This window comes from Arthrobacter cavernae (assembly GCF_017368795.1).
GTDB classification, from domain to species: Bacteria; Actinomycetota; Actinomycetes; order Actinomycetales; family Micrococcaceae; genus Arthrobacter; species Arthrobacter cavernae.
In genome coordinates this window covers 82,672-97,611 of the sequence record NZ_JAFNLL010000031.1, presented here as the reverse complement: position 1 = coordinate 97,611, position 14,940 = coordinate 82,672, and the positions used below count along the sequence as shown (strand labels likewise).

Here is a 14,940-nt window from a genome sequence, read left to right as displayed (position 1 = left end):
AAAGTGGACGCCGCTGTCAAGCAGCTGGCGCATAGTTACGATGGGCATGCCGAGGCTCCTTCCGGCAGGTCATTCATGAAATCGAATGCAACCATCACACGAATCCACTCCCCTTCATCACTATCCAGTCGTCATCCCGGTAGTGACTAGACAACATCCCAGTCTTGGGAGGCGGGCCTGAGGACTCAAAACAGGCTGCGCTTACTGGCCGCCCCACTAGATCGATCACACGATCAATCCATACGGACACCTCAAGAGCGAATCTGTCAATATATTCCTTCTCGACAAAGTCGTATGTGGAATGAAATATCGAAGACATATCCGAATCCCGATCATCCAATTTCAATCCTCGCTTGACAAGGTTCACAATTTGATTACTCGATATCTGGATATCATAGTCACTCATTTGCCAATCAATTCCGGTTCGATACATGACGTCAAACATTCTTCGCAAAGGTCTCTGTTGACTCTCAGGCCACTGTAAAGAAATGCGTGACTCAATTGCATCGAGACATTCATCTTGCGGCGGCTCTCCATGGCTTTTTTGATATAGATTCTTGAGCTCCTGCCGATCGAACGGCATTTCCTTATGGGCTCCCGAGAAGAATCTGACGGAGCTTCCCTTAATACGAACGTCCGCGTCCGTCACACTCTGCCGATCTAGGGCGTCTGCGAGCATACTGAAAAATATCTCGTAGGTCGGAGGATCCATCCCCAAGGGACATTCCTTGACGACAACCAAACGCGCCGAATCGTGAGTTATTCCAAGGAACTCCAGGTCAATGTTGCGCACACGGTAGCCTGAATCATCCTGGATCGCCGGCTCAAACGCTGACATCAAATCCATCAACTCAGTCTCGCACGACGAGTTCAGCTGCACCAGAGCACAAGCCCGCTTGCCAACGCCCTTGGGTTCCGCCCCAGCGTACGTTTCGCAAGGCTGTCGGCCAGATATTCCTACTCGATGTACGGCTCAGCCCCGGTATCGGCTGCTAGCTTGGCATTGGGGGTGGCCGGAACATGCATTCGTTCGAAGGCGTTGAAATACCAGCCAACATTAGGGCATTCATAGCCCCCCGTCGAAGGCCGGTAGTCGGAAGGCCATTGACGCTCTGGCGTCCGATCTGATTGGCCGGTTGCAGGATGACGGGCTTGATATCCAGAGCCCGAATCTCCATAGGATGAATGAGCCTTATTTACTCACGGACGGGGCTGCGGCCTGCTCGACCCGCCGGGTCAATCCTTCAGTGCGCGAACAGATCCCTGCCCTAACTGGGGATAGCCAGCAGCTCTAAGGGTCAGCCGATAACCTCGCCGAAGGGCTCATCGCCCAATTTCATACGATTCGGCGCTCCGAGTGCTGCGGAGAAGGTTCTGCGGGCACTTGGTGGGCAGGCGTGACGGCGGAATCGACCGCGACCGCCCAATCCGCCCCCTACGGCGGTGGCGAACGTGGTCCCACTGGATCTCGCAGCGGCACCGACAAACGATGCACCCATGACACTGAGGTCGTCGCCGAGCGACCCCCTGAGGGACACGCCTTGAGCATCTGCGCGCCGCACCGCACCTTAGCTGACACGCCGTAGCGCGCAGAGTCCACGGAAGCTGCGCACGGACCCATCGACAATCCCTTTCCCCAAGGATGTCCACGCCGGCCGCCACCCGGACCTTTCCTTTGAGTCTCGTCTCCTCTTGACTCCAACCCCCTCCTTCCCTAAACTTTTCATAAAGCAGAATCTAAATTCCACAAAGCGGAAACTCGCGAAGAGCCAAGCGGAACGGAAGATAGATCCCAGCCCCTCCTCGGAAGGACCTACGATGACGTACACAGTGAACTGCTCCATCCTCTTGACGGAGCTTCCCCTGCTCGAGCGCCCCGCAGCCGCGAAGGCTGCCGGTTTTGACGCCGTCGAGTTCTGGTGGCCCTTCGAGATCTCCGTCCCCACCGACGCCCAGGTCACCGAGTTTGAAAACGCCATCAAGGATGCAGGCGTCCAGCTCACGGGCCTGAACTTCAACGCCGGCAACATGCCCGGCGGCGACCGCGGCCTGGTTTCCTGGCCCGCCCGCTCCGCCGAATTCCTGGACAACATCGACGTCGTCGCCGGCATCGGCGAGCGCCTCGGCTGCAAGGCCTTCAACGCCCTCTACGGCAACCGTATTGACGGCGAATCGGCCGAGAAGCAGGACGCCATCGGCGCCGAAAACCTCGCCGCGGCAGCAGCCGGCGTCGCGCGCATCGGCGGCACCGTCCTCCTCGAACCCGTCAGCGGCGCCCCCAAGTACCCGCTCCTCACGGCTGAAGACGCGCTCAAGGTCATCGCCCGCGTCAAGGCGGAGTCCGGCGCAACCAACGTCAAGCTCCTCGCCGACTTCTACCACCTGGCAGTCAACGGGGACGACGTCGAATCCGTCATCCAGAACCACGCCAAGGACTTCGGCCACATCCAGATTGCCGACAACCCCGGCCGCGGGGCTCCCGGAACCGGCGAGCTTCCTCTCGGCGAATGGATCGCCCGCAGCCGCGAACTCGGCTACGACGGCTACATCGGCCTCGAATACAAGGAACCGGCAGAAACCGCCTTCGCCTGGGCCATCCGCGAACGCGCCGCCCGCTAAGCCAGCCAAATAGCCCACCCGCGCTAAAACCACAGACTTTCAGTAAAGGAACCACAATGAGCAACGTTGCAGTCATCGGTCTCGGAATCATGGGCCTCCCCATGGCCATCAACCTGGTCAAGGCCGGCCACACCGTCACCGGCTTCAACCGCAGCCAGGACAAGATCGACAAGCTCGTCTCCGAGGGCGGCAAGGGCGCCACGAGCATCGCCGACGCCGTCAAGGACGCCGACGTCGTCATCACCATGGTGCCGGACTCCCCCGACGTCGAGGGTGTAGTCAGCGGCCCGGAGGGCGTCTTCGCCAACGCCAAGAAGGGCACCATCTGGATCGACGCGTCCAGCATCCGCCCGGACGTTGCCAAGCGCCTCTCCGAGGAAGCCACCGCAGCCGGCATCCGCCCCCTCGACGCCCCGGTCTCCGGTGGCGAACAGGGCGCCATCGACGCCGTTCTGTCCATCATGGTGGGCGGCGAGGCAGCCGACTTCGAGGCAGCACAGCCGGTCCTCACCGCCGTCGGCAAGACCATCGTCCACGTGGGCCCCGCCGGTTCCGGCCAGACCGTCAAGGCAGCCAACCAGCTGATCGTGGCCGTCAACATCCAGGTCCTGGGCGAGGCCATCGCCTTCCTTGAGGCCTATGGCGTGGACACCGACGCAGCCCTCAAGGTCCTCGGCGGCGGCCTGGCCGGCTCCAAGGTCCTCGACCAGAAGGGCCAGAAGATGCTCGACCGCAACTTCGACCCCGGCTTCCGCCTGGCCCTCCACCACAAGGACCTCGGCATCGTCACCTCCGCAGCCCGCGAAGCCAACGTCGCCGTCCCCCTCGGCGCCGTCGTCGCACAGCTCGTCGCCGCAACCGTCAACCAGGGCGACGGCGGCCTCGACCACTCCGGCCTCTTCAAGCAGGTTCTCCAGCTCAGCGGCCGAAAGTAAGCCGGGCCCCGCAAAGGGGCACTTCGACACGAAACACCGGGCCGGCGTCGTACATTTCGACGCCGGCTCCCCCAAACACACCCATTTCGGCCCTGTAAGGGCCACCAAGAGCCCGGAAACCCGGGCCACAATAAAGACTTCAAGGAGTACACCATGGCTAAGATGCGCACCGTAGACGCTGCCGTCGCGATCCTGGTAAAGGAAGGCGCCATCGAGGCGTTCGGCCTGCCAGGCGCAGCAATCAACCCGTTCTACTCGGCAATGCGGAACAACGGCGGCATCCGCCACACGCTGGCCCGCCACGTTGAAGGCGCCAGCCACATGGCGGACGGCTACAGCCGTGCCCAGGATGGCAACATCGGCATCTGCATCGGCACCTCGGGCCCCGCCGGCACGGACATGATCACCGGCCTGTACGCGGCGTGGGCGGATTCCATCCCCATGCTCTGCATCACCGGCCAGGCCCCCGTGGCCAAGCTGCACAAGGAAGACTTCCAGGCCGTGGACATCGAGTCCATCGCCAAGCCCGTCACCAAGATGGCCATGACCATCCTGGAGCCCGGCCAGGTTCCCGGCGCCTTCCAGAAGGCCTTCCAGCTGATGCGCTCCGGCCGCCCGGGCCCGGTCCTGCTGGACCTGCCGTTCGACGTGCAGATGGCCGAGATCGAATTCGACATCGACACCTACGAGCCCATCGCCGTCGAGAAGCCCAAGGCCAGCCGCAAGCAGCTGGAAAAGGCCCTGGACATGCTGACCGCAGCCGAGCGCCCGCTGATCGTTGCCGGTGGCGGCATCATCAACGCCGGCGCCTCGGCGCAGCTGGTTGAACTGGCCGAACTGCTGAACGTTCCGGTCATCCCCACCCTGATGGGCTGGGGCACCATCCCGGACGACCACGTGCTGATGGCCGGCATGGTGGGCCTGCAGACCAGCCACCGCTACGGCAACGAGACCATGCTGGCCTCCGACTTCGTCATCGGCATCGGCAACCGCTGGGCCAACCGCCACACCGGCGGCCTGGACACCTACACGGCCGGCCGCAAGTTCGTGCACATCGACATCGAACCCACCCAGATCGGCCGCGTGTTCTCGCCGGACCTGGGCATCGCCTCCGACGCCGGTGTGGCCCTGGACGGCCTAATCGAACTGGCACGCGAGCGCCAGGCGGCCAAGTCCCTGCCGGACTACTCCGGCTGGGTTGCCGAGTGCACCGCACGCAAGGGTTCCCTGCAGCGCAAGACCCACTTCGAGAACGTACCGATCAAGCCGCAGCGCGTGTACGAAGAGATGAACAAGGCGTTCGGCAAGGACACCACCTACGTGTCCACCATCGGCCTGTCGCAGATCGCCGGCGCACAGCTGCTGCACGTCTTCGGCCCGCGCAAGTGGATCAACGCCGGCCAGGCAGGCCCCCTGGGCTGGACCGCCCCGGCCGCCCTGGGCGTTGTCCGCGGCAAGCCGGACGAGACCGTTGTGGCCCTGTCCGGTGACTACGACTTCCAGTTCATGATCGAAGAACTGGCCGTGGGTGCGCAGTTCAACCTGCCGTACATTCACGTGGTGGTGAACAACTCCTACCTGGGCCTGATCCGCCAGTCGCAGCGCGGCTTCGAGATGGAACAGAACGTGTCCCTGGCGTTCGAGAACATCAACTCCCCGGAGACCAACGGCTACGGCGTGGACCATGTCAAGGTGACCGAAGGCCTGGGCTGCAAGGCCATCCGCGTGGAAAACCCTGCAGACCTGCCGGCCGCGTTCGACAAGGCCAAGGCACTCATGGGCGAATTCAAGGTTCCCGTGGTGGTTGAAGTGATCCTGGAAAAGGTCACCAACATCTCCATGGGCGTTGAAATCAACGGCGTGAACGAGTTCGAAGAGCTGGCCGAGCGCGGCGAGGACGCCCCCACCGCGATCATCGCCCTGCTGGACTAGTAGAGAAACTGAAAGGAGGTACCGGAATGCGTGTGGTCATCGCCCCGGACAAGTTCAAGGGCTCGCTGTCCGCGCCCGACGTCGCTAGGCACCTGGAAGCAGGCCTGCTGGCAGGCTTCGCCGCCAGCCGCCCTGGTGAAGCCTTTGAGGCCACCCGCATTCCGGTGGCCGACGGCGGCGAGGGCACCCTCGACGCCGCCGTCGGCTCCGGCTTCACCCGCCGGACCGCCACCGTCACCGGCCCCACGGGCCGGCCGGTCCAGGCCGACTTCGCGGTCCGCGACCGGGAGGCCGTGATCGAAATGGCCGCAGCCTCCGGGCTCGCGCTGCTTCCGGACGGCCCGCACTCGAAGACGTCCACCACCGCCACGAGCCTGGGCACCGGAGAGCTGATCCGCGCCGCCCTGGACCTGGGCTGCCGCAAGATCATCCTGGGTGTGGGCGGCAGCGCCAGCACCGACGGCGGCGCCGGGGTCCTGCAGGGCCTCGGGGCCGTGTTCCTGGACGCCGAGGGCAACGAGCTCCCCGGCGGCGGTGCCGCCCTGGCCCGCCTGGACCGGATCGACTTCTCCGGCTTGGACACCCGCCTGGAGGAAGCCCGCTTCACCCTGGCGTCCGACGTCGACAATCCCCTCCTCGGGACCAGCGGCGCCGCCGCGGTCTTCGGACCGCAGAAGGGCGCGACGCCGGAAGACGTCATCACCCTGGACCTCGCCCTGGCCACCTTCGTCACGGTCCTCGCCGGCGAACTGGGCACCCGTGCCGAGCACGCCGCCGTCGCACCCGGCGCAGGAGCCGCCGGCGGCGTGGGCTACATTGCCATCGCGGCACTGGCCGCGAACCGCAGGCCCGGCATCGACGTCGTGCTCGAATTCACCGGGCTCGAGGAACGGCTGGACAGTGCGGACCTGGTCATCACCGGCGAAGGCAGCCTGGACGAACAGAGCCTGCTCGGCAAGACGCCCATGGGCGTGGCAAGGGCAGCCCAGCGTGCCGGCGTCCCTGTCATCGCCGTATGCGGCCGCAGTACGCTGAGCGAAGAGCAACTCGTGGGGGCTGGTTTCCAGCAGGTCCACGCGTTGACGGACCTCGAATCCAACGTTGAAAAATGCATTGCTGAAGCAGGACCGCTGCTCGAAAAGCTGGGGAAGAGCATCGGCGCTCACCTGGCGGGGCTTCCCGCAAGCACCACGGCGACAGAAAACAAGGAGTACCTCAATGTCTGAAGAAATCGGCGCCTATGACCTCGTCATCCGCGGCCAGCGCATCCTGACCACCGCCGGCATCACCGCCCGCGAAGTAGGCATCCGCGACGGCGTGATCGTCGCCATCGAGCCGCTCGGCAACGGGCTGTCCGCCCGCGAAGTCATCGAACTCGCAGACGACGAGACCCTCATCCCCGGCCTCGTGGACACCCACGTCCACGTCAACGAGCCCGGCCGCACCGAGTGGGAAGGCTTCGCCTCCGCCACCCGTGCCGCCGCAGCTGGCGGTGTCACCACCATCATCGACATGCCGCTGAACTCCATCCCGCCCACCACCAGCGTGGACGCCCTGGAGCAGAAGCGCGTGGTCGCCAAGGACCAGGCGTTCGTGGACGTCGGATTCTGGGGCGGCGCCATCCCCGGCAACAAGGCGGACCTCCGCCCGCTGCACGACGAGGGCGTCTTCGGCTTCAAGTGCTTCCTGCTGCACTCCGGCGTGGATGAGTTCCCCCACCTGGACGCGGACGAGATGGAAGAGGACATGGCCGAGCTCAAGTCCTTCGACTCGCTCATGATCGTCCACGCCGAGGACTCCCACGCCATCGACCGCGCCCCGCACCCCGGCGGCGACCACTACGAAACCTTCCTGGCCTCCCGCCCCCGCGGCGCCGAGAACAAGGCGATCGCCGAGGTCATCGAACGTGCCCGCTGGACCGGCGCCCGCGCCCACATCCTGCACCTGTCCTCCTCCGACGCACTGCCCATGATCGCCAGTGCAAAGCGCGACGGCGTCCACCTCACCGTGGAGACCTGCCCGCACTACCTCACCCTCATGGCAGAGGAAATCCCCGACGGCGCCACGGCGTACAAGTGCTGCCCGCCCATCCGCGAGGCCTCCAACCGCGAGCTGCTCTGGAAGGGCCTGCAGGACGGCACCATCGACTGCATCGTCTCCGACCACTCCCCCTCCACCCTGGACCTCAAGGACCTGGAAAACGGCGACTTCGCCGTGGCCTGGGGCGGCGTATCCTCGCTGCAGCTGGGGCTCTCCCTGATCTGGTCCGAAGCCCGGCACCGCGGCATCACCCTGGAACAGGTGGTTTCCTGGATGGCCGAGAAGCCCGCCGCACTGGCCCGCCTGCACAACAAGGGCCAGCTGGCCCTCGGCTACGACGCGGACTTCTCCATCTTCGCGCCGGACGAGGCGTTCGTGGTGGACGTCACCAAGCTCAAGCACAAGAATCCGATCACGCCGTACGACGGAAAGGCGCTCTCCGGCGTCGTCCGCAAGACGTTCCTGCGCGGCACCGTGGTCGACGGCCAGAACCCCGGCGGCAAGCTGATCCGCCGCGGTGGCGTCTAAGGCCCACCACCATGGCCGTCAACGCCTATGGTCCGCCGCCGGGCCGCGATTCTGTGGCCCGGCGTCCCGGGCTGAGCGCCCGCGGGCTGGCCCTGTGGGTCCAGCCCGGCGAGGACCAGGACATCGATCCCGCAGTGTGGGCCCGGGCAGCTGAACTGGTGCTGGCCCGCGCCCTGAAACTTGCTCCGTCGGCGGAGGTCCGCATGTGGCCCGCCGACGGAGCGCCAAAGTCCGGCGTCGGCGCTGTCTCCTGGGGCGGCACTCCACAGGACACCGCCGACGCCGGTACACCCTCCGCTGCAACGCCCGCCTCTGCCTCGGCTGCGGCCGGTGAGGCACCCGCGGCCGGAAGCGCCGCCGTCGGGCCCGTCTCCCTGGCCGGGCGCCGCAGCCAGCTGGCCATCGACCTGGCCGCGGACACCGTCCTGCTGGACGGCGTCCCGGTCAGCTTCACGGGCATGGAATACAAGCTGCTGCGCTACCTCGTGGTGAACTGCTCCCGGGCGATCAGCCGCGAGGAACTGCAGCGTTTTCTGGAGTCATTTGACCTCCCCGGCGCGGCATTCCGGTCCATCGACGTATACGTTGGAAGGGTACGCCGGAAGCTGCACGCCGCCCGGCACGTGGTTTCCACGGTGCGCGGCGGCGGCTACCAGTTCGTACCAGGACCCCACGCAACAGTGCGTGGACCGGCGGAATACAGCATCTAACCCCGCTGTTTACAACAGTTAGACACCCCGCCGAAGATCGACCGTCGCTGGCAACACCAGTCGACTGAAACGTAAGGATCACCATGGCCCAGAAACTCCTCGTCGGCACGCAGGCACCCGATTTTGCGCTGCTCGACGCCGAAGGCACCAAGGTCTCGCTGTCCGACTACCTCGGACGCAACGTGATTGTGTACTTCTACCCGGAAGCCGCCACCCCCGGCTGCACCACGGAAGCCTGCGACTTCCGCGACAACCTGTCCAGCCTGCAGTCCTCCGGCTACGACGTCCTGGGTATCTCCCCGGACGCCCCGGAGAAGCTCGCAGCCTTCACCGGCGACTTCGCCCTGACCTTCCCCCTGCTCTCCGACGAGGACCACGCCGTGGCCCTCGCCTACGGCGCCTGGGGCGAGAAGCTGGTTGACGGCGAAATCGTCGAAGGCCTGGTCCGCTCCACCGTGGTGCTCGACCGCGAAGGCAAGGTCAAGCTCACCCAGTACCAGATCAAGGCCCAGGGCCACGTGGCCGCGCTGAAGGAAGAGCTGGGCGTCTAACGCCCTCGTTCTTCCCGGCCGCCCGTCCCACAAACGCTCTCTCACTTTTGGGGCATTTTGGGGCGACCCTCTCTCACTTTTGAGACCAAATCCCGGAACCCTCCTGCAGATCATCTGCAGGAGGGTTCCTTGTTTTCCGGCCAAAGGTGAGAGAGGGTTCCTTGTTTTCCGGTCAAAGGTGAGAGAGCGTTCCTCATTTTCCGGCCAAAGGTGAGAGAGCGTCCGGACTGGCTACCCGGCCGTGTTCCAGGCTTCCTCGGACACGGGGATCCACCAGTCGCGGGCCTTGCCTTCGCCGATGTATTCGGGCCAGCGGAAGTCCGTCGGCGCGCTGAATTCGACGGGGAGCAGCGGGGCCACGGAGCCGCGCCGGACCTTCTCGGCCTCGAACTCAGCCCTGGCTTCGGCCAACACCTCAGGGGAGGTGAGCAGGTCCAGCACCATGCCGGCGATCATCTTGCCCGTGGCGGTAATCGTGGGGTCGATCGTCTCCGGAATCCCACCAAGAGCCGTCATCGCCCAGCCCGGGTACGGCGTCCCGGCGGGGTCCGGAGCCAGGGTCGGCCGGGCGGTGTAGAAGCGGATGGTGGGCGCGTACCAGGTCATCTCCACGTAGTCGTCGCTGGTCCAGTTCTGCTGCGTTGCCGGAAGATGGCGGCGCAGCTCCGCCTCCGCCTCGGCAGGGCTGATCAGCTCCGCCGTCGCCGGGTGGAACGGGTTCTCCATGTGCTCCACGCCGCACGAGGCCTGGATTTCGCGCCCGATCTCGCGGGCCCGCTCGTCCAGCACCGGCGCACCCACAAGAGCGATGTTCTCCCACGCCAACTGCGCCACCGTGTGGTTGGCGATGCCCGGGCGGTTGCGCGCCACCCAGCGCGAGCTGACGGTGCAGTGCGAGGCAGCCGCGGCCAGTTCGGCGTTGCGGTCCAGCACGGCGAGCACCGAGTCGGCCTCGGCCAGGCTGGGGCAGCGCCAGGAGTACTGGATCTGGGCCAGGCCCGCCGGCTGGTTGTCCGCCGTCGCCTGCCCGGCAGTGAGGATCGCCTCGGACAACGACCAGCCGCCGGCCTGCGGCAGCATGGAATCCTGCGTGGTCTTGGTCAGCGAGAACATCGTGAACAACGCGGCGTCCGCTCCGGGTGCCCGGGCGGCGGAGTGCGAGGACGGGATGGGGCTGTCGCCGTAGGTGTTGTTCCAGCCCTCCGGGTTGTCGCAGGTGAAGGTGTAGATCTTGCTGTAGTACGAGCCGCAGTGGGTGTCCCAACGCGCGGTGTTGCACAGCGGCATCATGTAGAACGGGTGGTACGAAATGATGGCGTCCAGGTTGTCGTAGTAGCCGCGCAGGCCGTGGACCACCTTGGATCCCTGGACCTTCTCGGCGGGCTCGCCCGTGTAGACCAGGGTGCCGGGGATGTTATGCCGTTCCATGGCGTCCTTCGCCGCGAGGAAGCCGGCGAGGGTCGAGATGCCCAGGGCGGAGTGCGGGTCCGTATGCCCCGGCGCGAAGCGGGACATCCCGGGGCGCGGCTCGCGCTTGGTGGACGCCGCCTGGCAGTTGCCGGGGATCGCGTCGTATTCGGCGTAGCCCAGGATCCGGGCGCCGGGGCCCGCCGGGCTGGTCCATTCCGCGGCGAAGGCGGTGGGCATGCCGCCGCTGCCTTCCTCCACGGTGAAGCCGTGCTCGCGCAGGGTCTTCACATACCAGGCGCACGACTCGTACTCGCGCCAGGCCGGTTCGGCCAGCTCCCAGATGTTCGTGTGCCAGGCCGAGAGCTGCTCCTTCTGCCCCTCAACCCAGCCCCACGCGGTGGTCTTCAAATCTGCGTTCTTGAGCGTTCCGCTCATGGCATTCCCTCCAAAATTTAGCGAACTACAAGTTTTCGGTTCACGAACTCGTCCATGCCCAGCGGCCCCAGTTCACGCCCGACGCCGCTGTTCTTGACCCCGCCAAAGGGCAAAGCAGCCGACGACGGCGCCAGCCGGTTTACGCTGACCATGCCGACTTCCAGCCGCTCGGCGATGCGGTCTGCCCGGCCAGCGTCGGCGGTGAAGACCGAGGCCCCCAGGCCGTACGGCGAATCATTGGCCAGCCGGACGGCGTCGTCCTCATCCTCCGCCCGGTAGACAACGGCCACCGGGCCGAACAGTTCCTCGCGGTAGGCGCGCGTGCCGGGCCGCACGTCGGTCAGCAGTGCCGGAGCTACGAAGGCAGTACCGGTCAGGGTGCCGCCGCGGTGCAGCGTGGCCCCTGCGGCGACGGCCGCATTCACCTGTGCGATCAGCGTCCGCGCCGCCCCGTTCGAGGACATCGGAGCCAGTTTGGTGGCCGGGTCCAGGGGATCGCCCGGAACGTAGTCGGCCAGCCTGGCCGCCAGCCCGGCGACGAAGTCCTCATACAGCGCGGCGGCCACGACGAAGCGCTTGGGCGAAGTGCAGGCCTGTCCGGCGTTCTCCATCCGCGCCGCCGCGGCCAGGTCCATCACGGCGTCCAGGTCCTCGGTGTCGAGCACGATGAAGGCATCCGAGCCGCCCAGTTCCAGCACGGACTTCTTCAGCCCGGCCCCCGCGAGCGCGCCGACGGCAACGCCGGCCCGTTCGCTTCCGGTGAGGGAAACGCCCTGGATGCGCGGATCACTCACCAGAGCGGCCGTCTGTTCCACCCCGGCCAGCACGGTCCGGTAGGCTCCTGCCGGCAGGCCGGCATCGAGCAGCAGTTCCTCTAGGGCCAGCGCCGAGCGCGGGCAGGCCGGTGCCGGCTTGATGAGCAGGGTGTTGCCCAGCATCAGATTGGGCGCCGCGAAACGGGCGATCTGGTAGTACGGGTAGTTCCACGGCATGATGCCCAGCAGCACACCCAGGGGCCGCCGCTGCAGCACCGCCCCGGGATGGTCCAGCGGCTCGTCGGCCAGGAAGCCCGGCCCGTGCTCGGCGTAGTACCCGAAGATCTCGGCACAGAGCTCCACCTCGGCGATGGCCTCGGAAAGCAGCTTGCCCATTTCCTCGGTGGCGAGCCCGGCCAGCTGCTCCTTGCGTTCGAGCAGCAGCCCGGCGGCGGTCCGCAGCACCGCGGCACGCCGTTCCGCCGTCGTCGGGCCGGCGGCAGGGCCCCATCCGGCAAAGGCGCGGCGCGCCGCCACGACAGCCTCGTCAACCTCGGCGGCCGTGGCCTCGGCGTACTCCGCCTGGACCTCTCCCGTGGCCGGGTTGAGCACCCGGAACGCGGCCTCCAGGACCGGCATCAGATGCTCACGTGGATGAGGCTGGGGCCCTTGACGGCGAGCGCCTGGGTGACGATCCCGGCCAGCTCGTCGAGGGTCTCCACGTTGAACGCCGTGAGGCCGAAGCCCTCGGCCATGCGGACCCAGTCCGGCTGCACCAGGTTCACGCCCACGGGGGCCAGGTCGCGGTCCGCCATGTTCTGCCGGATTTCGCCGTAGCCGCCGTTGTTGATGCAGATGATGGGCAGGTCCACTCCCTGTTCCACGGCGGTGATGAATTCCTGGACGGCGAACATGAGCGCGCCGTCGCCGATCAGGCCCACCACGGGACGGTCCGGATCGGCCACCTTGGCGCCGATCGCGGCCGGCAGCCCGTAGCCCAGCGTGGCGTAGGCCGGCGTGTACAGGAGCTGGTGCGGCTGCTGCATGGGGAAGAAGGACGTGGTGCCGAAGTAGGTGACCTGCGAGGAATCCCCGGCGATGACGGTGTCCGCGGGCAGCGTGACGGCGAGGATCTCGTTGATTTGTGCCAGCACAGGTGCCATGGAGCGGGCTTCGGCCTGCAGCTCGGCGCGCAGCGGGGCCAGATCCGGCGCCGCTGCCGGCACGTGCCCGGCGAGTGCCGCGAGCAGCTGGGGGACCACGGCGGCGGCGTTGCCCAGGAGTTCCAGTTCCGGGCTGAGGTTGCCGTGCAGCTGGGCGGCGTCGATGTCGATCCGGATGCAGCCGCCCTGCGGGAGGATCTTTCCGCCCCACATTTCGGACTCGCCCAGCTTGCTGCCGATCACCAGCAGCGCGTCGGAGGAGTTGCACAGGTCCTGGGCGGCGGCCAGCCGGATCTCCGAGCCGAGGGACAGCGGGTGTCCCTCCGGGATGGCTGCCTTGCCGTTGATGGTGGTGACCACGGGCGCCTGCAGGAGCTCGGCGAGTTCGAGCAGGGCAGCGCCGGTTCCCAGCGAGCCGCCGCCGGCCAGGATCACCGGATTGGACGCGTTCCGCAGCATGGCAGCGGCGGCTGCGACGGCGTCGTCGTCGGCCTTCTGCGGGGCGCCCAGCGGGCGGGCCTCCAGCGCGGAGGGCTCGACGTCGGACGCGGACTCGAGCAGGTCCAGCGGGATTTCGAGGTGGACCGGGCGCGGACGTCCGTGGGCGAAGGACGCGAACGCCTGGTGGATCAGTTCCACGGCCTCGCTGCCGCTGGAGACGCGGGTGCTGCGCCCGATCAGGGCCCGGACGGCACCGGTGGGGTCCTTGGTTTCATGCAGCAGCCCGATGTCCGAGAATTCGCTGCCGCGCGGGGCGCCCGGGGACAGGATGATCATGGGCCGGGACTCGCAGTAGGAGGTGGCGGCGGCGGACATCGCGTTCAGGAGGCCCGGGCCGGAGGTGGTGATCACGACGCCGGGAAGCCCCTTGAGCTGGCTCCAGCCGTCGGAGCCGTACCCGGCGCCCTGCTCGTGGCGGGTGGTGACCGGGCGGATGCCGAGCGGCTTCAGGTGCCGGTAGAACTCCAGGTTGTGGGTGCCGGGGATCCCGAAGACGGCGTCGATCCCGTAGTTCCGCAGCGTGGTCATGACGGCGAGGCCGACGTTGTTGGTTGGGATGGTGCTGGTCACGGTTGAGTCCTTTGAAGGTTGTTGGGGGGGCCTAGAGCACTTTGGAGAGGAACGCCTTGGTGCGCTCGTGCTGGGGACGGGTGATGATCTCGTTGGGATCGCCGGCTTCGACAATGACGCCGCCGTCCATGAACGCCACCACGTCCGCCACTTCGCGGGCGAAGCCCATCTCGTGGGTCACCACGATCATCGTCATGCCGTCGCGGGCCAGGGCCTTCATGACGTCCAGGACTTCGCCCACCAGTTCGGGGTCCAGCGCGGAGGTGGGCTCGTCGAAGAGCATGAGTTCGGGCTTCATGGACAGCGCCCGGGCAATGGCCACGCGCTGCTGCTGGCCGCCGGAGAGCTGGGCGGGGTAGTGGCCGGTGCGGTCCGCCAGGCCCACCTTGGCCAAGAGCTCGCGGGCTTCCGCCTCTGCCTGGGCCTTGGGGACCTTGAGGAGTTTGACGGGCCCCATCATCACGTTCTCCAGGGCCGTCATGTGGCCGAAGAGGTTGAAGGACTGGAACACCATGCCGATCCGGGAGCGGCGCTTGTTGATGTCCTTCTGGTGTGCCTCGATCAGCCGGTCGCCGTGGACCTCGTAGCCGATCATGCGCCCGCCCACCAGGATGGTCCCGGAGCTGGTGGTTTCGAGGTGGTTGACGCAGCGCAGCAGGGTGGACTTGCCGGAACCGGAAGGCCCGATCAGGCAGGCCACCTGCCCGGCTTCAACGGTGAAGTTGATGCCCTTGAGGACCTCCATGCCGGAGAAGTCCTTGTGGACATTGAGGAACTGTACTTCAGACATT

General features: G+C 66.4%; 12 protein-coding genes. 7 read left to right on the top strand and 5 right to left on the bottom strand.

From position 1 onward, the window contains the following. Positions 1–94 precede the first annotated feature (94 nt). Positions 95–847, bottom strand: a complete 753-nt coding sequence (locus tag J1902_RS13335; protein ID WP_207616797.1) for a hypothetical protein — start codon at positions 845–847, stop codon at positions 95–97. A gap of 971 nt (positions 848–1,818) precedes the next feature. On the opposite strand from J1902_RS13335, the gene J1902_RS13330 reads away from it, so the two are divergent. The 7 genes from J1902_RS13330 (at position 1,819) to bcp (ending at position 9,315) form a co-directional block, all read left to right on the top strand. Next, the gene (locus J1902_RS13330) at positions 1,819–2,619 is read left to right on the top strand and encodes a hydroxypyruvate isomerase family protein (RefSeq protein ID WP_207616796.1); all 801 of its coding nucleotides are present in this window, start codon (positions 1,819–1,821) and stop codon (positions 2,617–2,619) included. Positions 2,620–2,675: 56 nt separating this feature from the next. Continuing rightward, positions 2,676–3,554, top strand: a complete 879-nt coding sequence (locus J1902_RS13325) for a 2-hydroxy-3-oxopropionate reductase (protein WP_207616795.1) — start codon at positions 2,676–2,678, stop codon at positions 3,552–3,554. A 153-nt stretch (positions 3,555–3,707) separates the two neighbouring features. Beyond that, positions 3,708–5,486, top strand: a complete 1,779-nt coding sequence (gene gcl, locus J1902_RS13320; RefSeq protein ID WP_207616794.1) for a glyoxylate carboligase — start codon at positions 3,708–3,710, stop codon at positions 5,484–5,486. Between the two features lie 26 nt (positions 5,487–5,512). Further along, positions 5,513–6,712 carry a glycerate kinase gene (locus tag J1902_RS13315; RefSeq protein WP_207616793.1) on the top strand — a complete coding sequence of 400 codons (1,200 nt, stop codon included), beginning with the start codon at positions 5,513–5,515 and terminating at the stop codon, positions 6,710–6,712. Further along, complete coding sequence (gene allB / locus J1902_RS13310; protein WP_207616792.1) at positions 6,705–8,054, top strand: allantoinase AllB; 1,350 nt, start codon at positions 6,705–6,707, stop codon at positions 8,052–8,054. The genes J1902_RS13315 and allB overlap by 8 nt, the downstream gene beginning before the upstream one ends. A gap of 11 nt (positions 8,055–8,065) precedes the next feature. Beyond that, on the top strand, positions 8,066–8,764 hold the full coding sequence (locus tag J1902_RS13305) for a winged helix-turn-helix domain-containing protein (protein WP_207616791.1): 699 nt from the start codon (positions 8,066–8,068) through the stop codon (positions 8,762–8,764). An 83-nt stretch (positions 8,765–8,847) separates the two neighbouring features. Further along, complete coding sequence (gene bcp, locus J1902_RS13300; protein ID WP_207616789.1) at positions 8,848–9,315, top strand: thioredoxin-dependent thiol peroxidase; 468 nt, start codon at positions 8,848–8,850, stop codon at positions 9,313–9,315. Positions 9,316–9,546: 231 nt separating this feature from the next. Here bcp and J1902_RS13295 read toward each other — a convergent pair whose 3' ends face one another. Genes J1902_RS13295 through J1902_RS13280 form a run of 4 tightly spaced genes read right to left on the bottom strand, consistent with a single transcriptional unit; the run spans position 9,547 to position 14,939 of the window. After that, positions 9,547–11,160 carry a zinc-binding metallopeptidase family protein gene (locus tag J1902_RS13295; RefSeq protein WP_242701983.1) on the bottom strand — a complete coding sequence of 538 codons (1,614 nt, stop codon included), beginning with the start codon at positions 11,158–11,160 and terminating at the stop codon, positions 9,547–9,549. 17 nt (positions 11,161–11,177) lie between these two features. Beyond that, a complete protein-coding gene (locus J1902_RS13290) occupies positions 11,178–12,554 on the bottom strand; it encodes an NAD-dependent succinate-semialdehyde dehydrogenase (RefSeq protein ID WP_207616787.1) in 1,377 nt (458 codons plus the stop codon). Then, positions 12,554–14,149, bottom strand: a complete 1,596-nt coding sequence (locus tag J1902_RS13285) for a thiamine pyrophosphate-binding protein (RefSeq protein WP_307794453.1) — start codon at positions 14,147–14,149, stop codon at positions 12,554–12,556. Before J1902_RS13285 ends, J1902_RS13290 begins: the two co-directional genes overlap by 1 nt. Positions 14,150–14,180: 31 nt before the next feature. Then, entirely contained in the window at positions 14,181–14,939 is a 759-nt protein-coding gene (locus tag J1902_RS13280; RefSeq protein WP_207616785.1) for an amino acid ABC transporter ATP-binding protein, read from the bottom strand. Position 14,940: the final 1 nt, after the last annotated feature.